This window comes from Rugosimonospora acidiphila (genome assembly GCF_039543385.1).
GTDB classification, from domain to species: Bacteria; Actinomycetota; Actinomycetes; order Mycobacteriales; family Micromonosporaceae; genus Rugosimonospora; species Rugosimonospora acidiphila.
On the sequence record NZ_BAABJQ010000012.1, the window covers coordinates 96,335 to 114,565 of the forward strand.

General features: G+C 71.9%; 17 protein-coding genes. 5 read left to right on the forward strand and 12 right to left on the reverse strand.

Features of this window, described 5'->3' with window-relative positions; genetic code table 11:
- Positions 1-168: 168 nt before the first annotated feature.
- The 3 genes from ABEA87_RS20830 to ABEA87_RS20840 all read right to left on the reverse strand — a co-directional run bounded on the left by ABEA87_RS20830 (position 169) and on the right by ABEA87_RS20840 (position 2,479).
- The gene (locus ABEA87_RS20830; protein ID WP_345631878.1) at positions 169-711 is read right to left on the reverse strand and encodes a DoxX family protein; all 543 of its coding nucleotides are present in this window, start codon (positions 709-711) and stop codon (positions 169-171) included.
- 98 nt (positions 712-809) lie between these two features.
- Positions 810-2,006: an ATP-binding protein gene (locus tag ABEA87_RS20835; protein ID WP_345631880.1), complete on the reverse strand. Its 1,197-nt coding sequence runs from the start codon at positions 2,004-2,006 to the stop codon at positions 810-812.
- A gap of 101 nt (positions 2,007-2,107) precedes the next feature.
- Complete coding sequence (locus ABEA87_RS20840) at positions 2,108-2,479, reverse strand: LppU/SCO3897 family protein (RefSeq protein ID WP_345631882.1); 372 nt, start codon at positions 2,477-2,479, stop codon at positions 2,108-2,110.
- A 376-nt stretch (positions 2,480-2,855) separates the two neighbouring features.
- Here ABEA87_RS20840 and ABEA87_RS20845 point away from each other — a divergent pair, with 376 nt between their 5' ends.
- Positions 2,856-3,536 (forward strand): A24 family peptidase, encoded by a 681-nt coding sequence (locus ABEA87_RS20845; RefSeq protein WP_345631884.1) that lies wholly within the window; start codon positions 2,856-2,858, stop codon positions 3,534-3,536.
- Here the strand turns inward: ABEA87_RS20845 and ABEA87_RS20850 are convergent.
- Genes ABEA87_RS20850 through ABEA87_RS20875 form a run of 6 tightly spaced genes read right to left on the reverse strand, consistent with a single transcriptional unit; the run spans position 3,529 to position 10,058 of the window.
- Positions 3,529-6,828, reverse strand: a complete 3,300-nt coding sequence (locus ABEA87_RS20850) for a UvrD-helicase domain-containing protein (RefSeq protein WP_425570927.1) — start codon at positions 6,826-6,828, stop codon at positions 3,529-3,531. The genes ABEA87_RS20845 and ABEA87_RS20850 overlap by 8 nt on opposite strands.
- A gap of 29 nt (positions 6,829-6,857) precedes the next feature.
- Complete coding sequence (locus ABEA87_RS20855; RefSeq protein ID WP_345631887.1) at positions 6,858-7,562, reverse strand: HAD family hydrolase; 705 nt, start codon at positions 7,560-7,562, stop codon at positions 6,858-6,860.
- Positions 7,559-7,852, reverse strand: a complete 294-nt coding sequence (locus tag ABEA87_RS20860) for an MTH1187 family thiamine-binding protein (RefSeq protein WP_345631889.1) — start codon at positions 7,850-7,852, stop codon at positions 7,559-7,561. The genes ABEA87_RS20855 and ABEA87_RS20860 overlap by 4 nt, the downstream gene beginning before the upstream one ends.
- Before the next feature lie 4 nt (positions 7,853-7,856).
- Entirely contained in the window at positions 7,857-8,096 is a 240-nt protein-coding gene (locus ABEA87_RS20865) for a MoaD/ThiS family protein (protein ID WP_345631890.1), read from the reverse strand.
- A gap of 1 nt (position 8,097) precedes the next feature.
- Positions 8,098-9,102 carry a GTP 3',8-cyclase MoaA gene (moaA, locus tag ABEA87_RS20870; protein ID WP_345631892.1) on the reverse strand — a complete coding sequence of 335 codons (1,005 nt, stop codon included), beginning with the start codon at positions 9,100-9,102 and terminating at the stop codon, positions 8,098-8,100.
- Entirely contained in the window at positions 9,099-10,058 is a 960-nt protein-coding gene (locus ABEA87_RS20875; protein ID WP_345631894.1) for a fructosamine kinase family protein, read from the reverse strand. Before ABEA87_RS20875 ends, moaA begins: the two co-directional genes overlap by 4 nt.
- Positions 10,059-10,331: 273 nt before the next feature.
- Between ABEA87_RS20875 and ABEA87_RS20880 the strand changes: the two genes are divergently transcribed.
- On the forward strand, positions 10,332-11,318 hold the full coding sequence (locus ABEA87_RS20880) for a DUF4192 domain-containing protein (protein WP_345631896.1): 987 nt from the start codon (positions 10,332-10,334) through the stop codon (positions 11,316-11,318).
- Here the strand turns inward: ABEA87_RS20880 and fdhD are convergent.
- A complete protein-coding gene (gene fdhD / locus ABEA87_RS20885) occupies positions 11,291-12,115 on the reverse strand; it encodes a formate dehydrogenase accessory sulfurtransferase FdhD (protein WP_345631898.1) in 825 nt (274 codons plus the stop codon). The genes ABEA87_RS20880 and fdhD overlap by 28 nt on opposite strands.
- A 229-nt stretch (positions 12,116-12,344) precedes the next feature.
- Here fdhD and mobA point away from each other — a divergent pair, with 229 nt between their 5' ends.
- Complete coding sequence (mobA, locus tag ABEA87_RS20890) at positions 12,345-13,079, forward strand: molybdenum cofactor guanylyltransferase (RefSeq protein ID WP_425570932.1); 735 nt, start codon at positions 12,345-12,347, stop codon at positions 13,077-13,079.
- A complete protein-coding gene (locus ABEA87_RS20895; RefSeq protein ID WP_345631901.1) occupies positions 13,079-13,306 on the forward strand; it encodes a DUF6457 domain-containing protein in 228 nt (75 codons plus the stop codon). The genes mobA and ABEA87_RS20895 overlap by 1 nt, the downstream gene beginning before the upstream one ends.
- Here ABEA87_RS20895 and ABEA87_RS20900 read toward each other — a convergent pair.
- Together ABEA87_RS20900 and ABEA87_RS20905 are read right to left on the reverse strand one after the other, a co-directional pair.
- Positions 13,217-14,473 carry an MFS transporter gene (locus tag ABEA87_RS20900; protein ID WP_345631903.1) on the reverse strand — a complete coding sequence of 419 codons (1,257 nt, stop codon included), beginning with the start codon at positions 14,471-14,473 and terminating at the stop codon, positions 13,217-13,219. The two genes, ABEA87_RS20895 and ABEA87_RS20900, sit on opposite strands and share 90 nt — an antisense overlap.
- Entirely contained in the window at positions 14,470-16,830 is a 2,361-nt protein-coding gene (locus ABEA87_RS20905) for an FdhF/YdeP family oxidoreductase (protein WP_345631905.1), read from the reverse strand. The genes ABEA87_RS20900 and ABEA87_RS20905 overlap by 4 nt, the downstream gene beginning before the upstream one ends.
- A 190-nt stretch (positions 16,831-17,020) precedes the next feature.
- Here ABEA87_RS20905 and ABEA87_RS20910 point away from each other — a divergent pair, with 190 nt between their 5' ends.
- Complete coding sequence (locus tag ABEA87_RS20910; RefSeq protein ID WP_345631907.1) at positions 17,021-18,163, forward strand: T3SS (YopN, CesT) and YbjN peptide-binding chaperone 1; 1,143 nt, start codon at positions 17,021-17,023, stop codon at positions 18,161-18,163.
- Positions 18,164-18,231 lie beyond the last annotated feature (68 nt).

Sequence of the window (18,231 nt, forward strand, 5' to 3'; positions counted from 1 at the left end):
GACGCACCTCCTGTTTATCCGAACGTGTCTGATCCCACACTGCTTCGTCATATTTCATAGGGGTTAACGTCGGCCGGCTGATTCAGGTGATTGATGCGGTTGTCTTGCGCCGCCTCGACCGGTCTGACCTCGGCAAACGTTGACGATGACAAGAAGAGGGCCTCCGGATCAGGAGACCAGTCGTCGCCCTATGGAGTTGTGTCGTGCGGCGAGCTGGAACCTGGTACGCGTGTCGCGGGCCCCCCGGCGCAGCGACCGGTTGGCGTCCGACGCCAGGTGCGCCGTCCGCCAGCGCATTCCAGGACGCCCCTCGGTGTCGAGCGCGGCCAGAATCAGCCCACCCATCAGACCCAGATTCTTCATCAGGTGAGCCGCCTGATTCCTGCGATCGCCCGGATCCTCGACTTCCCAGAAGCGGTGAGCGGCCAGGGTCGTCGGGATCAGCGTGGTCAGCAGCGCGACCGCGGCCGGGCGCCGCAGCGGGGTCACCAGCGCGAGGCCCGCCACCAGCTTGACCAGCAGGTCAAGCTGCACCAGTGCGCGCGCGTCGCTCGGCAGCGCCGGGTGGATCCGTCGCACCATCGGTGAGACCCGGTCGGTAATCCGCTTCGCGGTGGGTACGTGAGGGTCGGGCTTCGCGACTCCCTGCGCTCCGCTCGCCACGAAGATCCCCGCCAGCATGGCGCGGGCCGCGGTCCGAGCAAGACTCATGCGCCGGTACTACCCACGGTCGGACGCTTTACACCGTCTGACCGGAGTTTGGCGCTGTGCCGCCGGACGGGCCGGTTCTCGCGCGATCGGCGGTCGGACTACGCCGGCTGGGTTCGCAGGTACCGGCCGAAATGCGGAACCGTGAACGCCACGGTGCCGCGCTCGCCCGAGTAAATGAGTCCCTTCTTGATGAGCGCGTCCCGGGCCGGGGACAGCGAGGCCGGCTTCCGGTCCAGGCTCTTGGCCACCTCGGCGGTGGCCACCGCCTCGCCCTCGGCATCGGGCGTGGCCAGCGAGGCCATCGCGCGCATGTACTCCCGCTCGGCCGGGGTGGCGCGTTCGTACCGGGAGCCGAAGAAGCCGACCGCCAGCTCGGCCTCCGCCTCCGGCGCGCCGACCCGTACGTCGGCCGCCGTGATCGGGGTACGGGGCGCGTGATCCCAGGTGGCCTTCCCGTACGCCTGGACGAAGTACGGGTACCCGCCGCTGGCCTCGTACAGCGCGTCCAGCGCCTTCGCCTCGTACTCGACCTCTTCGCGCTCCGCCGGCGCGCACAGCGCCAGGTCGGCCGAGATGCGGTCCAGCCGGTCGATGCGCTGGTACCGGAAGAGGCGCTCCGAGTAGGACTTGGCCGCGGACAGCACCGCGGGCAGGTGGGGCAGGCCGGCGCCGACCACGATCAGCGGCGCCCCGGTCTGGGACAGTTCGTGGCAGGCGGCGCAGAGCGCCGAGACGTCCTCCGGCGACATGTCCTGCATCTCGTCGATGAACAGCGCGATCCCGGTACCCACGTCGGTGGCGATGCTCGCCGCGTCGGTGAACAGCTCGACCAGGTCGATCTCGATGTCGCCGGAGTCGGCGCGGCCGCTGGCGGCCGGTACGTCGATGCCCGGCTGCCACCGGTCGCGAATCTTTCCGCTGCTGTTGGCGCGCAGCGCGAACGCCTTGAGGACGCCGAGGAACTCGTCGATCCGATCGGGGGCGCGATGGCGCGGGGCCAGCTCCCGGACCGCCATGTGCAGCGCGGCCGACAGCGGCCGGCGCATCGGCTGGTCGGGGCGTGCCTCGATCTTGCCGGTGCCCCACAGCCGCCCGATGGCCTGCGAGCGCAGCGTGTTGAGCAGGACGGTCTTGCCGACTCCGCGTAGGCCGGTGAGGACGAGCGACCGCTCGGGCCGATGGCGGGCGACCCGCTCCAGCACGACGTCGAAGACTTCCAGCTCGCGGTCGCGCCCGGCCAGTTCGGGCGGCCGCTGGCCGGCACCTGGCGCGTAGGGGTTGCGTACCGGATCCACGATGGCACCGTATCGGGCTATCTAGCGTCATCGCTAGAAACGCCACGCGTTTATCCGTCGGTCTAGCGCTATCTAGCGTCTGGGCTAGATAGCGCAATAATTCACTGTTGCTTGAGGCAGAGAACGAAGTCCGAGGTGCTCGGCGCGGTCTGGTAGTAGAACTCGTGGGTCGAGCCGGGGATTATCGTACACCTGTTCGTATCGCTCGTGCCATCCAGTCTGGCCAAGACCAAATAGGAGCCCGGGGCGCAGGCGACCACCCGCAGCTTCGGGGCCTCCACGGTGCCGTCGTTGGCCACGCACTGGCCCCTGGCGATCGCAGCAGGATCATAACCGGGGCTCGCCGCCGCGCCCGACGGTGTCGCGGTCGGCGCCGACCGCGCGGCCGCCGCCGGGCCCTGGCGCATCAGGTACAGCGCCAGCGTGCCGCCGGCGCACACCACCAGGACAACGACCGTGACCAGCGCAACCACCAGGCCGAGCGGTTCCCTTCCGGCCGGGCGAGGTCCGCGGGCGTCCGGCTGCTCCGGACAGGATCCGGCGGCGTCCGGTTGCCCTGGGCGAAATTCAGCGGCGCCCGGCTCCTCGGGGCGAGGTTCGGCGGCGCCCGGCTGCTGCGGGCGAGACCCGGCGGCGTCCGGCTCGGCGGGCAGTGGGTGGTCCGATCGCGAGCCGGCGCGACGGTGCGCGTCTGACATGTAGACCCCCTGGTGCCCCTCCCGCGGGAGCATTTTCACGACCGCCGATGGCATCGGTCACTGTGGACACCGTAGCGTGACCGCCCACCTGGCCCGCGGCCCGCCGCCGAGCGGGCGGCGCGACCGGCCGCATTCCCGCTAGCATCGCGCGGTGCTGGCGATCGCCTGTGCCGTGCTCGGTGGGCTGGTCGGCGCCATGGTGCCCGCCGTGACCCGCCGGCTGCTCGGCGTGCCGGCCGGGCCGCCGGAGATCGGCGCCGAGTGCGGCGCGGTGCGGGGAGCCGGTGGTGGGACCGGGCTCGCCCCGCCCGGGTGGCTCTGGGTGCCGCTGGGCGCGCTGGTGTTCGGCGGGCTGGGCTGGGCGCTGGGCCCGGGTCCCCTGCTGGTCGCGGCCCTGCCAGTCGCGGCGGCCGGGCTGGCGCTGGTCGCCACCGACCTGGCCTGCCTTCGGCTGCCCGATCCGTTGATCGGCGGCGCGTTCCTCGGCGCCGCGGCGGTGCTGGGCGTGACCTCGATCGCGAACGGCGACGGCCGCCCGCTGCTGCGGTGCGGGCTCGCCGGGCTGGGGTGCGCCGCGGCGTACTGCGTCGGGCTCGCGGTGCCGCGGGCCGGGCTGGGCATGGGCGACGCGAAGCTGTCCGGGCTGCTGGGGTTCCTGCTGGGCTGGCTCGGCTGGCCGGCGGTGCTGCTCGGGCTCGCGCTGCCGTACGTGTGCAACGCCCCGGTCGTGCTCGGGCTGTTGCTGACCCGCCGGGTGCGCCGGGGCACGCCGCTGCCGTTCGGCCCGGCGCTGCTGGCCGGGGCGTACCTGACGATCCTGCTGGTCAGATGAGGCGCAGCTGCCGGTCACGCGGGCGGCGGGGGGCCTCGTCCCCGCGCCGCTCCAGCAGGCCGGGGTCGATCGCGGCGAGGAATGGCGACGCGACCATGTCGCGCTCGGCGCCGTACCGGGTCCGCCGCCGGGCGTGGCTGATGTACAACCGGTCCTGCGCCCTGGTCAGGCCGACGAAGAACAGCCGTCGCTCCTCGTCCACGTTCGAATCCTCCCTGGCCGTGGACCCGCCGGGGAAGCGCAGCGGCAGCAGGCCGTCCTCGCAGCCGACCAGGAAGACCACCGGGAACTCCAGGCCCTTCGCGGCGTGCAGGGTCAGCAGGGTGACCGCCTGGGCGCGCGGATCCAGCGCGTCGACCTCCGCGCCCGTGGCGATCTCGGCCAGGAACTTCTCCAGATCGTCGCCGCAGCGCACCGCGAGCGGCGTGAGCAACTCGATCGCCGTGTGTACGTCCTGTGGGGCGAGCCCGCCGTCCGCGTCCAGGGTCGGCCGCTCGGCGAGCAGTTGCCCGGTCAGCCGCACCCGAGCCGCCAGCGATCCGGCCAGCCCGGTGGCGTAGCGCAGTTCGCGGGCGATCGCGGCGACCCCCGGCCGGTCGCGCAGGCGGTCGTGCGACCGCTTCTGCGCCGGGATCCCGGCCCGGGACAGTGCGTCCACGATCACGCCGGCCTGCGCGTCGGTGCGGTACAGCACGGCGATGTCCGCGAAGCTCATCGAGCCCGCGGCGGCGTGCGCGTCGATCCGGCCGGAGTCCAGCGACCGGTGCGACAGCCCACCGACCAGCTCGTCGATGGTGCGCACCACGAAGTCGGCCTCGTCGGCGGCCGACGCGGCGGTGTAGAGCCCGATCGGCACCGCTTCCGGATCCAGCCGGGCCGGGTCCAGCCGCCGCCCCGGTACCAGCGAGGTCGGGGCGATCGCCTGCACCGCGGCCGCCACGATCGGTGCCGAGGAGCGATAGTTGCGGGTCAGCCGGACGGTCCGGGCGTCGACGAAGTCCTGACCGAAGCGCAGGAAGAACGACACGTCGGCGCCGCGGAACGAGTAGATGGCCTGGTCGGGGTCGCCGATCGCGCACAGGTTCCCGTCGGGAGGTGCGAGCAGCCGCAGCAGCTCGTACTGCACCGGATCGACGTCCTGGTACTCGTCCACGAACACCCACGACCACCGGGCCCGGTAGCGATCGGTCAGCTCCGTGTCCTCGCGCAGCAGCGAGACGGGCAGCGTGACCAGGTCGTCGAGGTCGACCAGGTCGCCCTCGCGCAGACCCTTGACATACCGTTCGCGCAGCTCCTCGTCCACCCCCTCGCGCAGCATCCGGCGCGCGGCCGTCTCGTCCGCCGCCCCGGCGACCACGAGGGCGGCGATCCGCTCGGCCTCCTCGGCGATCCGGAAGGTCGGGGACAGCCCGGCCTGTTCGGCGTGCTCGCGGAGGATGGCCAGGCCCAGGCTGTGGAAGGTGGCCACCGTGACGTCCTCGGCCGAGTCGCCCAGCAGTCCGTCGAGCCGCTGGCGCAGTTCGTCCGCGGCGCGGCGGGTGAAGGTGATCGCCAGGCACTCCTCGGGCAGGACGTGCATCTCCGCGCAGAGGTAGGCGATCCGGTGGGTGAGGGTACGGGTCTTGCCGGTACCCGGGCCGGCCACGATGAGCATGGGCCCGCCCGGTGCCGAGGCGGCCACCCGCTGAAGGGCGTCCAGCCGGTCGAGCAGCCCGGTACCGACCTCCTCCATCCCGGAGAGCATGGGCTCGAACGGCTCGTGGGGCGACGGCTCCGGCACGATCGGCGGCGGCACCGCCTTGGCCGGCGACGGCCTCTTCGCCTTGGCGCCGGAGCCCGCCCCGGTGCTCATCGGGGCGTCCGGGTCGGTGGCCGTCGCACCCCTGGTCGCCTTCCGCGGCGTGGCCGCGCCGGCCTTCCGCGGGGTGGCCGCGCTCGCCTTGCGGGGTGCCGGCATCACCGGCACGTCGAACAGCATGTCCGACGACCCGTGCGCTACCGAGCTCAGCTCGGCCGGTTCGAAGAGGCGAATCACGCCGTACTCGCCGTCAAAGCCCGCGGTGCGGCGCACCTGACCCCGCCGCAGTCGGGTGATGGCCTCGCCGATCAGCTCACCGCCGGCCCGGGTGATGTCGTCGGTCGGCACCTCGCGCAGGATGGACAGCTCGGACCCGAGCGCGCTCACCAGCGTCGCGAGCTTGCCCTCGACCGTCTTGGACCGGGCGCCCACGCCATGGATCTCGCCGAGGATCTCGGAGAGCTGGATCAGGTGGGTCACCTGCTGCGTGACCCCCTCAGGCCGCTCGCCGGCGGTCCGGTCGGCCAGCGCCTCGACCCGGGACAGCACCCCCACCGTCAGCGGCTTACCGCACTCCGGACAGGCGCCGTTGTTGGCCCTGGTACGCGCCGGCTCCCAGTTGACGCCGCAGGCGCGGTGCCCGTCGGCGTGGTACTTGCCCTCCTCGGGGAAGAACTCGATGGTGCCGTCCAGGCCCGTACCCGTGCGCAGCGCCTCACGCACCGAGAAGTAGTCCAGCCCGCTGGACAGGATCGTGGCCTCCCGCGCCAGGGCGGGGGCGGAGTGCGCGTCCGAGTTGGACACCAACCGGTACCGGTCGAGGCTGGACACCCGCCAGTTCATCTCGGGGTCGGAGGACAGCCCGGTCTCCACGGCGAAGATATGGTCGGCCAGGTCCGCGTAGCAGTCGGCGATCGCGTCGAAGCCGGACTTCGAGCCCAGCGCCGAGAACCATGGCGTCCAGATGTGTGCCGGCACGAGGTATCCGTCCGGGCTGGCCTCAAGCGTGATCTCCAGCAGGTCGCGCGAGTCGAGGCCGAGGATGGGACGGCCGTCCGAGCCCAGGTTGCCGATGCGCCCGAGTCGCGCGTTGAACCGCTCCGCCGCCTCGAAGTCCGGCAGGTAGATGAGGTGGTGCACCTTGCGGGTGCGGTCGTCGCGCTTGTAGATAGTGGATATTTCCACCGACAGCATGAATCGCACTTCGCGATCGGCGACGCTCGGCGGCAGCGGCTTGACGGGGCCGGCCAGGCGGTACAGGCCGGGCTCCGCCGGGACCAGGCTCTCCCGCAGGTGGTCGTGCCACGCGGGGTGGGTGAAGTCGCCGGTGCCTAGCAGCGTGATGCCCTTGCGCCGGGCCCACCACGCGAGGCTGGGCAGGTCCAGGTCTCGGCTACAGGCTCGGGAGTAGCGCGAGTGGATGTGCAGATCCGCCACGAACGTCGAGTCGTGGCCGCGGTCGGGTGCTTTTGCGGGCACGACGCATCCTTTCATGTGCGCCCCGCGACGCACGAACCGCCACGCTACCCGGGACTTGATGATTCGTTGACGCAGCGTGAACCGGTCAGGGCCCGTACCACGGCGCCGACATCGGCCAGCGACTCCAGCACCAGGTCGGCACCTGCCGAGGCGAGTTCGTCGGCGCCGGCCGAGCCGCTCGCCACTCCGACCGCCCTCGCCCCGCACGCCAGCGCCGCCGCCACATCGTGCCGGGTGTCGCCGATGACCCACAGGTCGGCGAACGTGCCGTACTTCGCCTCGGCCCGCTGCCGGCCGCGGCGTACCAGGGTGGCACGGTCTCCGTCGTCGGTGCCGTACCCGCCCACGTCCAGGTCGAGCGTGCCGGACAGCCCGAGGGCGTCCAGCTTGACCTCCGCGACCGGCCGGATGTTGCCGGTCACCACCGTCTGCGTGATGTCCGGGCGTTCCGCCAATGCCGCCAGCACCTCCGCCGCTCCGGGCAGCACACGGCCATGCCGCGCCACCAGGTCCCGCCGGGCGGCGAACGCCGCCGCGTACCGGTCGAAGAACTCCTCGAAGTCGGGCTCCGGCAGCCCGTGCACCCGGAAGATCTCGGCGGCGGTATCCAGATCGGTGCGGCCCGCGAACGTGGGCAGCACCCGCGGGGCCAGGCCGGTCATGGCGCCGAACGCCTCGGCCCACGATTCTCGCGCCACACCGCCGGCGTGCAGGAGCGTCAGGTCGACGTCCCACATCAGCAGCCTCACCGCGACAGGTACTCCTCCACGTAGGCGACCTTGCTGTTCAGCGCGTCGGTGACGCCGGGGCGCAGATCCGCCTTGAGTACCAGGCTGACCCGTCCGGCCCGCTCGGAGACCACGTCGACCGCCCGCTTCACCACCGCCATCACCTCGTCCCACTCGCCCTCCACAGTGGTGAACATGGAGTCGGTGCGGTTGGGCAGGCCGGATTCGCGGACCACGCGGACCGCCTCGGCGACCAGGTCACCGACCGCTTCACCCACCCCGAGCGGGGTTACCGAGAACGCGACGAGCATGTTTTCAACCTCCGGCGAAGGGCGGCAAGATGTCTACTGTGGACTGTGCCGGCACCGCCCTCGACCCATCCCGGCAGGCCAGTCCGTCAATGAGGAACGAGCACGATTTCAGTACCAGCGCCAGCCGCTCGCCGTGCCGCCGGCTCAACTCGTCCAGCAGTTCGTCGAGGGTGTCGGCGTCCACCCGCTCCTCGGCAACGCCGGCCGCCGCGCGGGCGGCGGCGAAATAGCGCACGGTCGGCACGTCAGCCGCCGATCGCCGACATCGGGCGGGATGGCTGCAGGAACGCGGGTTCGTTGATCCCGTGCCCGGGCAGCTTGCCCCACATCGCCGCCTGCCAGCGCGCGGCGAGCTCCTCGTCCGAGCCGCCGCCGCGCAGCAGCGCGCGCAGGTCGGACTCTTCGCGGGCGAACAGGCAGTTGCGGACCTGGCCGTCCGCGGTGAGCCGGGTGCGGTCACAGTCGCGGCAGAACGGCCGGGTGACGCTGGCGATCACGCCGACCTTGGGCGTGCCCGGGTAGCCCGCGACCAACCAGGTCTCCGCCGGTGCGCCGCCGCGCTCGTCGGGGTCGGCCAGCAGGGTGAAGGCCCCCTCCAGCGAGGCGAGGATCTCGTCGGCGGTCACCATCTGGCTCCGGGACCAGATGTGCCCGGCGTCCAGCGGCATCTGCTCGATGAACCGCTGCTGGTAGCCGTGCTCGAGGGCGAACCGGAGCAGCGGTACCGCCTCGTCATCGTTGATCCCGCGAATCAGCACCGAGTTGATCTTTATTGGGCCCAACCCGGCCTCGGCCGCCGCGACCAGCCCGGCGATCACGTCGGCGTGTCGCTTACGGTGGGTGATCTGGGCAAACCTCTCCGGGGACAAGGTGTCCAGCGAGACGTTCACCCGATCGAGGCCGGCGGCGCGCAGCTCGGCGGCCCGCCGGTCGAGCCCTATCGCGTTGGTGGTCAGCGACAGCGACGGCCGTGGGCTCAGCGCGGCGGCCCGCGCCACGATGTCGGCCAGCCCCGGCCGCAGCAGCGGCTCGCCGCCGGTGAACCTGACCTCGGTGACGCCCAGCCGGGTCACCGCGATCTCGATCAGCCGGCCGACCTCCTCGTCCGACAGCACGTCGGGGGTGGGCAACCAGGGCAGCCCCTCCGGTGGCATGCAGTAGGCGCAGCGCAGGTTGCACCGGTCGGTCAGCGAGACTCGCAGGTCGGTCGCCACCCGACCGTAGCGGTCGGCAAGCGTCGGCGAGGTCACCATTCGACCGTAGCGCGAACAGCGGACATGACTGCCCCTCGATAGGCGGATCCGAACATCGCGGTGTGTACCAGCAGCAGTTGCAGTTGGTGCAGGGGTACCCGTCGTTCCCAGCCCGGTGCCAGCGGCCACACCTGCTGGTACCCGTCGATGATCCAGTCTAGATACGGGGCGCCCCCGAACAAGGCGAGGTTGGCCAGGTCGGTCTCCCGGTGCCCGCCGTGCGCCGCCGGATCGATCAGGTACGCCCGGCCGGATGTGGCCCAGAGCACATTGCCCGGCCAGAGGTCGCCGTGGATGCGGGCGGGCGGCTCCCCGGCCGCCGGGCCGGCGTACCGGTCGATGTCGCCCAGCAGGTCCTCGACGGCCGCCACGTCGGCCGGGGACAGTGCGCCCCGGTCCGCCGACATCCGCAGGTAGGGCTCCAACCGGACGGAGGCGAACCACCCCGGCCACGGCCCGGCCGACGGCTCGTTGTCCATCGGCAGCGCGCCGATGTACCCCGGCCAGGCGGCGCCGAAGGTCTCGGTACCGCTGCCGTGCATCGCGGCCAGGCCCCGACCCAGCTCTTCCGCCGCCTGGGCGCTCGGCGCGCCGGCGTTGATCCATTCGAGTGCCAGCAGGTCCGGTAGGGCAACGATGATCTCGGGAATCGGCACCGCTCCGGCCTCGCGCAGCCAGTTGAGGCCGGCGGCCTCGGCGGCGAAGAATCCGTCCGGCGCGGCTGTGGATATCTCTGTGGACGGCTGGGACCGCCCTGTGGACGAATCTGTGGAGTGCTCGGGGGACGGTGCTGTGGACGACCAACTCTTCGTGAAGATCGAGTTGCCGTCGTCCAGCGTCAACCGGGACGCCTGACAGATCCCGCCGCCGCTCACCGGTGTCTCGCGGATGCGCTGGTGGGTGAGGAAGGTCGGCAGGTGGTGCGGATGCTGCCGGAGATATGCCAGATCCACTCCAGCACCGTACCGCCGCGGCGGGCCCGTACCGGCGGCACTGTGGCCCGCGCTCACCCCCTTCCGCCGGGCGGCCCGACCGGTCGCCGCTCGTACCCTGGCGGGCCCGCCGGCGGATCCGCGCCGTCCTCGACCCGGCATCTGGACGACCCGGACTCGGCAACCCCCGGCCGACCTGGGGAAATGTGGTCGGCCTGTGGATAACTCGACCGTCATCCACAGCCCGAAAAGTTTTCCTTCCGATCTCCACCGCGATTCGCCACCCTGGGCGCCATGCCTTCGTCGCTGAGACTGCGCAGCACCGCCGATGTCCTCGGCATGATCCCCTACCTGCTCGGATTCCACCCCTCCGACAGCGTCGTGCTGCTCGGGCTGCGGCGCGGTCGAGTGATCTTCGAGGCGCGCGGCGATCTGTCCGGCGCCGTCGACCTGGCCGACTACTACGCCGCCGTGGTCACCCGGCAGCAGGTCACCGACGTGATGGTCATCGGCTACGGTCCGGCCGCCGCCGTCACCCCGGGCGTGCTGGCCATCGATCGGGAGCTGACCGCCCTCGAAATCAACGTGCTCGACGTGCTGCGGGTGACCGGCAACCGCTACTGGTCCTATTCGTGCCGTTCGCTCGACTGCTGTCCCGCCGAGGGCACACCGTTCGACCCGGTCAGCGGCCCGATCGCCGCGGCGGCCGTCGTGGCCGGGCATGTGGCGCTGCCCTCGCGAGCCGCGGTGCAGCGCAGGCTCGCCCCCGTCGAGGGACTGGCCAGGTCCGACATGCGCCGGGCGACCGCGCGGGCCGGTCGGCGGCTGGGTGAGCTGATCGCGGTCGCGGCCGACCCTCCCACCGCCGTGTTCGCCGCCGGTGCCGCGGCGGTCGATGGTGCCATCGATCGGCAGCGCTCAAGCGGCCAGTTGGACAACGACGAGGTGGCCTGGCTCACCGTGCTGCTGTGTCACCTGGTGGTGCGAGACCACGCCTGGGAGAGGGTCGACGGCGACCTGAACGTGCACGTCGCCCTGTGGATAGAGGTCCTGCGGCGGGCCGATCCGGAATTGAGCGCCGCGCCGGCTACCTTGCTGGGTTTCGCCGCGTGGCGAGCGGGCGACGGAGTGATCGCCTCGATGGCGCTGGAGCGGGCACTGGCCGCGGACCCGGATTACGCACTGGCGAGGCTGCTCGCCGAGGCGGTGGCGGGAGGGGTGCCGCCGGAGGCGTGGGACGCGGCTCGGCGGGGTCAGACGACCCGATCGGGGCGGGTGTAGACATTCATGGTCGTACCGCGCAGGAAGCCCACCACGGTCAGCCCGACCTCCTCGGCCAGCTCGACGGCGAGCGTGCTCGGCGCCGACACCGCCGCGATGATCGATATACCGGCCATCGAGGCCTTCTGCACCAACTCGAAGCTCGCCCGGCCGGACACCAGAAGGACCTGCCCGGCCAGCGGAAGCCGACCCTCCCGCAGGCCCCAGCCGACGACCTTGTCCACCGCGTTGTGGCGGCCCACATCCTCCCGGATCACCAGGAGCCGGCCGTCGGTGGTGAACAGCCCGGCGGCGTGCAGGCCGCCGGTCGTCTCGAAGGTGCGCTGGGCCTTGCGCAGGGTGTCCGGCAGCGTCACCAGCGTCGTGGCGTCCACCTTGGCCGGGTCCTGGTCGACCGGAAACCGCGACCGGGTCCGGACCGCGTCGATGCTCGCCTTGCCGCAGACGCCGCAGGAACTGGTGGTGTAGAAGTTGCGGCTCGGGTCGGTCACCGGCGCCGGTACGCCGGGCGTGAGGACGACGTCCACCACGTTGTACGTGTTCGGCGTGTCGGTACCGGCACACAGCTGAGCCGTGCGCACGTCCTCGCTGGAGCCGATGATCCCCTCGGTGAGCAGGAAGCCGAGGGCGAGGTCGATGTCGTTGCCGGGGGTCCTCATGGTGACGGCGAGCGCGGAGCGATCCACCCGGATCTCGAGCGGCTCCTCCGCCGCCAGCGAGTCGGGGCGCCGGGTCGGCTGCTGCCCGGCCGAGGTATCGATGCGCACTACGCTGCGCCGCGCGGTGACCCTTGCCATGAGTCCATCCTGCCTCGCGCCCGGCCGAACCGCCCGCCGCTGCCACCCGGACACCGTGGGGCCCGCTTCTCCGCCGGCCCCGCCGTTCTGCCGGGCGTGCCTTTCTGCCGAGCCCGCCTTTCTGCCGGGTCCGCCTTGGGTCGGGCCCGCCCGCCGCTGTTGCCCGCCGGGCGCTCGTCGCCTCGGGGCGATGGCCGGTAGCGTCGGGTGCATGGATCCCTACGCCGCCGTGATCCTCGCTGGCGGTGCCGCTCGCCGGCTCGGCGGCGTCGACAAGCCCATGCTGATGGTGGGCGGGCGGCCCATGCTGCACCGGGTCCTCGACGCCGTAGCGGACGCCGTCGACCGGATAGTGGTCGGCCCGCCCAGCCTGCGGTTGCCGGCGGGGGTGCGGCGGGTGCGGGAGGATCCTCCCGGCGGGGGGCCGGTCGCCGCCACGGCCGCCGGGCTTGCCGGCCTGGCCGGAGCAGCCGGGCCCGCCGGCTCCGCGGTTGTTGCCGGCTCCGCGGTTGTTGCCGGCTCGGAGGTAGTTGCCGGTCCGGCCGGTGTTCGCGGCTCGGATGCGGTTGAGGGCCCGGGTGTCCCCGGTGCCTTGACGGGCCTCTCCGTGCCCGTGGTGGCGCTGCTCGCGGCCGACCTTCCGTTTCTCGATCGGGGGTCGATTCTCGCCCTCCGTGCCAGCCTGGCCGGCTCCGAGCCGGGCGGTGGCGTGCCGGCGGGGAGCGGGCCGGATGGCGTGGTGTTCCTGGACCGCGACGGACGGCGCCAGACGCTGTGCGGCGTGTGGCGGACAGATTCGCTGCGGGCGGCGCTGGCCCGGGTCGAGCCGGCGGCCGGGGTACCGCTGCGCGTACTGCTGGCCGGCCTCCGCGTCGGGGAGGTGTCGGCGACGGCGGTCGGGCCGCCGCCGTGGTACGACTGCGATGAGCCCGACGATCTGCATCGCGCGGAGGAATGGATCTGATGTCCGCACTCGACGACTGGACCGACGCGGTCCGGGACGCGCTTCACCTCGATCCGATCGATCCGACCCTGGTCCTCGACGTGGCCCGGGACGTCGCGCACGGGGTGATGCGCCCGGCCGCCCCGGTGACGGCGTACCTAATGGGCCTGGCTGTCGGTCGCGGTGCGGATCCGGTCCAGGCCGCCGCCGTCATCGGTGAGCTCGCCGCCGGCTGGTCCGGCGACTGACCGTATCCGGCGCCCGATCGTCGACCACACGATGGCGAGCAGCACCGACAGCACGAGGGTGTAGGGCAGCAACGACCCCAACCCGAGACCCTGTGCCAGCGAGCCGGCGAGCCACGGGAAGACCGCGCCCCCGATCACGCTCGCGCCGACCAGTAGGCCAACCGCCGTCGGCACCAGCCGGGCGGGAGCGAGCCGGGGGAGCACCGCGATCGTGGTCGGGAACACGGGGCCGAGGAAGAATCCGATGAGCCCGAAGCCGATCGTCACGAGTACCGAGCCCGGCCCCAGCCAGGTCAACAGGGTGGCGACGCCAACTCCGGCGAGGCAGCCGTACATCATGGCCACCACGCCGATCCCCGCCCGGGTTGCGCTGGCGTTCAGCAGGAACCTGCCCAGCGTCAGGCCCAGCCAGTATCCGCTGACCACGTACCCGGCGAGCAGCTCACCCGCGCCCTTCTGCTGGGTGAGCAGGCTGAAACTCCAGTCGCCGACGGTGACCTCGATGCCCACGTACAGGCAGAGAAACGTGGCGGCCAGCCAGACGGTCGGGTGTCGCAGGGCGGCGCTGAGTGGGGCGCGACGGCCCTCGAAGGCCGGGTGTTCCTCCTCCTCGGGGACCTGCGCGATGCGCGACGGGAAGAGGGTGAGGAAGCCGGCGAGCAGCGGCACGGCGGCCACCGCCAGCAGCAGGTACACGTCCTGCCAGGGCCGGTGCGCGTGGAGCAGCGCGGTGGCCAGCACCGGGCCGATCAGCGCGCCCACGCCGAAGAAGGCGTGCAGCAGATTCAACAGCGTGGTGTGGTTGGGCAGGGTCGTGAGGTACGCGTTGAGTCCAGCATCGAGGATGCCGGTGCCGAAGCCGAGCCCGATGTTCGCGATCAGCAGCACCACGAAGCTGGGCCGCAGTCCGATGCCGTATGCGAGGCAGCCGGTGACCGCCGCGCCCAGCGCGAGCTGCCCCCGCGCGCCGAGCCAGCGGATGAGCGAACCGTTCCCCACCCCGGACAGCACGTACCCGGCGGAGAAGGTGAAGAACATCGTGCCGATGGTGACCTTGTTGACCTGGTAATCGGCCATCTGGCTGGGAATGAGTACGCCCGCGACGCCGGAGGTGACGCCGAGCAGGATGAACGATGCGAAGGCGAAGATGAGCCGGGCGCGGCTCATGCCGGTCCAAAGGATGCCGGCGCGCTCGGCGAGGACGCGGTGGGCGTTGAGCCGGGCGTCGCGGCGGCCGTTGCCGCCGAGCCGGAGGTCGCCGGTTCGAGGTGGACGATGATGCTCTTCGAGGCCGGGGTGTTCGAACCCTCCGCGGTCGAGTCGAGTGGTACCAGCACGTTCGCCTCCGGGAAGTAGGTGGCGGCGCATCCGCGCGCGCTGGGGTAGCCGACCACTCGGAAGCCGGCCGCCCGCCGCTCGTGGCCGTCGCTCCACTCGGACACGATGTCGACGAGCGTGCCGTCGGCGACGCCCAGGGCGGCGAGGTCCTTCGGGTTCACGAAGATGACACGCCGTCCATTGTGGACTCCGCGATAGCGGTCATCGAGCCCGTAGATCGTGGTGTTGTACTGGTCGTGGCTGCGTACCGTCTGTAGCAGCAGCCGCCCCGGCGGGATCCTCGTGACCTCGAGCCGGTTGACCACCAGGTTGGCGCGGCCGGACGGGGTCGGGAACTGCCGGCGATCACGGGGCGGGTGCGGCAGGGTGAACCCGGCACCGGTGGCCACCCGGGCCTCGTAGTCGGTGAAGCCTGGTACGACGGCCGCGATCTGTTCACGGACCGCCCGGTAGTCGTCCTCGTAGGTGGCCCAGGGGATCGGTGACGACGGGAGCGTGGCGCGGGCCAGCCGGCTGACGATGGCGACCTCGGAGAGCAGGTCCTCGGAGGCCGGGGGCAGCGTGCCCCGGGAGGCGTGCACCGCCGACATCGAGTCCTCGACCGTGACGAACTGCTCGCCGGAGCGCTGGGCGTCCCGTTCGGTGCGGCCCAGGCACGGCAGGATGAGCGCGGTCCGGCCCGGTACCGTGTGCGACCGGTTGAGCTTCGTCGACACATGTACGGTCAGCTCGCACGCCCGCAGCGCGGCCAGGGTGACCTCGGTGTCCGGCGTCGCCGCGGCGAAGTTGCCGCCGAGGCCGAAGAACACCCGCACCGCGCCGTCGCGCATCGCCCGGATGGTCTCCACCGTGTCGTACCCGCGCCGGGCCGGCGGCTCGAAGCCCAGCCGTGACGCGAGCGACGGCATCCACTTGGGCGTCTCGTGCCACACGCCCATGGTGCGGTCGCCCTGGACGTTGGAGTGGCCGCGCACGGGGCAGAGGCCGGCGCCCGGCTTGCCGATCATCCCGCGCAGCAGCTGGACGTTGCTGATCTCGCGGATCGCCGCCACCGAGTCCCGCCGCTGGGTCAGGCCCATCGCCCAGCAGACGATGGTGGCGTCCGAGCTGGCCAGCATCCGGGCCGCCTCGACAATTTCCCCACGGTCGAGCCCGGTCGCATCGAGGACGTCGGACCAGTCGAGCTCGGCCAGCGCCGCACTGTACTCGTCGAAGCCCGAGGTGTGATCGTCCACAAAGGACTTGTCTACCGCGCCCCACTCCAGCAGCAGGGAGCCGAATGCCTGGAACAGCGCCAGGTCTCCGCCCACGCGGATCTGCAGGTACCGGTCGGCGAGCGGGGTGCCGTCGCCGATGACGCCCGACGGGCGCTGCGGGTTGCGGAAGCGCAGCAGGCCCGCCTCCGGCAGTGGGTTGACGGCGATTATCTTCGCGCCCTTGCGCTTGGCGGCCTCCAACGCGGTGAGCATCCGCGGGTGGTTGGTGCCCGGGTTCTGCCCGACGACGACCAGCAGCGATGCCTGGTGAATATCGTCGAGCGTGACCGAGCCCTTGCCGACGCCGATCGTCTGGGTGAGCGCGACCCCGGACGATTCGTGGCACATGTTGGAGCAGTCCGGGAGATTGTTCGTGCCGTACGCGCGGGCGAAGAGCTGGTACAGGAAGGCGGCCTCGTTGGAGGTTCGGCCCGAGGTGTAGAACGCGGCCCGGTCCGGTGAGTCGAGCCCGCGCAGCGTCGAGCCGACCAGTTCGAACGCGTCGTCCCAGGAGATCGGCGAGTAGTGGGTAGCGCCCGGGCGCAGCACCACCGGCGAGGTGATCCGGCCCTGCTGTCCGAGCCAGTGGTCGCTCCGCTCGGCCAGCGACGAGACCGGATGCGCGGCGAAGAACTCCGGGGTCACCCGGCGCAGCGTCGCCTCCTCGGCCACCGCCTTGGCGCCGTTCTCGCAGAATTCGGCGTGGTGCCGCTCGCCGGGCCCGGGCTCGGGCCACGCGCAGCCGGGACAGTCGAACCCGCCGACCTGATTGAGCTTGAGCAGGGTGCGCGCGGATCGTCGGACGCCCATCTGCGCCAGCCCGGGGGCCAGGCCGTGGATCACGCCTCCAACCCCGGCGGCACTTCGTTCGGGCCGTCGAATGGTCAGATTCTCGTCTCCGATGTCCTCGCGCGGCGCCTTTCGGACCATGCTCCGACCATAGCCCGCTTCACGGGAACTCGGCGGATCTGAATATGGCCGATGGGGCGGAACGTCCGGTCGTCGTTCGGACCTCGTACGCCGTCCAGCTAAGGTGGGCCGAACGCGCAGGCTGGACGGTCCGTTGACCGGACGGTTCGCCGACCGGGCATCGATGGGCGGTACGTAGGAGGTAGACCAGATGTCGGCTGAGATTCCGCCGGACGTCCCGCCGGAGACCCCGCCGCACGCTCCACCGGAGCCGTCGCCGGGCAAGCCCCCGCGGCCGCCCGCGGAGGCCGCGCTGCTGGACGACCTGGCCATGGGTACCGACCTGAAGTCGAAGGTCACCGAGGCGTGGCGCGACTTCGCCAGGGCGCTGGCCGAGCGCGCACCGGAGATGCTGGCCGGTACGCAGCTGGAGCTGACGCTCGACCCGACCGCATCGGGTACCGGCGACGCGATCTACGCGGTCACTCTCCAGTCGGGGCCGGATGACGCGCTCGGGGCGCTCGCGGTCGGCAATGCCTCGCTTCCGCCGGGTTACCGCCTGGATCGTGGGCAGGTGGCGGACCTGGTCGAGCTGGGCTGGTCGCCGCCCGGTGTGGTGCCGGGCTCCGGCGACGATTTCGGGCTGACGGGTACGGCCGAGGAGGCGACCCGGATAGCGGTGATCATTACCCGTACGCTGCGGGACATCTACGGCGCGCCGCACCCGGCGTTCGTCACCTACGCCGCCCGGGGCACGGACGACGAGGCGCTAACCGTCGGTCCGCTCGGCACGGCCCGCCCGGTGCTGCTGGGCGAGGGCCCGGACGCGGGCGCGGTGACCGAGCAGGACGCGGAGAACCGGGTGCTGACCGGGGCCGCGGCGGCCGCGCGTGACCTCACCCTGCCGCTGCCCGAACAGGTCGCCGCCGTGGTGGCCGGACTGCTCAAGACCCAGCCGGAGCTGTTGCAGGTGGACGGCGACGGCGACATCGGCATCCGATCGGGCTCGGCGATGGTGTTCGTCCGGGTCCGCGACAACCCGCCGCTGGTGGACGTCTTCTCGCCGGTACTGACGGAGGTGCGTCCGACCGAGCAGCTGTACGTGCGGTTGTCCGAGCTGACCAACCGGATGCCGATCGGGCGGCTGTACTGCACCGACGACACCGTCTGGGCCTCGGTCCCGGTGTTCGGACGGGACTTCCAGGCCACTCACCTGATGCTCGCGGTGCAGGTGATGACCGGGCTGGCGGACGAACTCGACGACCGCCTCGCCGGGGAGTTCGGCGGCAAGCGGTTCTTCGGGGACGAGAAGTCGGCGATCGGCGGGGGCGAGCACACCGGCATGTACCTCTGAAACAACGGGGGCTACCGCGATCGGGGCGGTGATTTCCGCGCCGTGCGACCGGGCGACGGCTTCGCCGC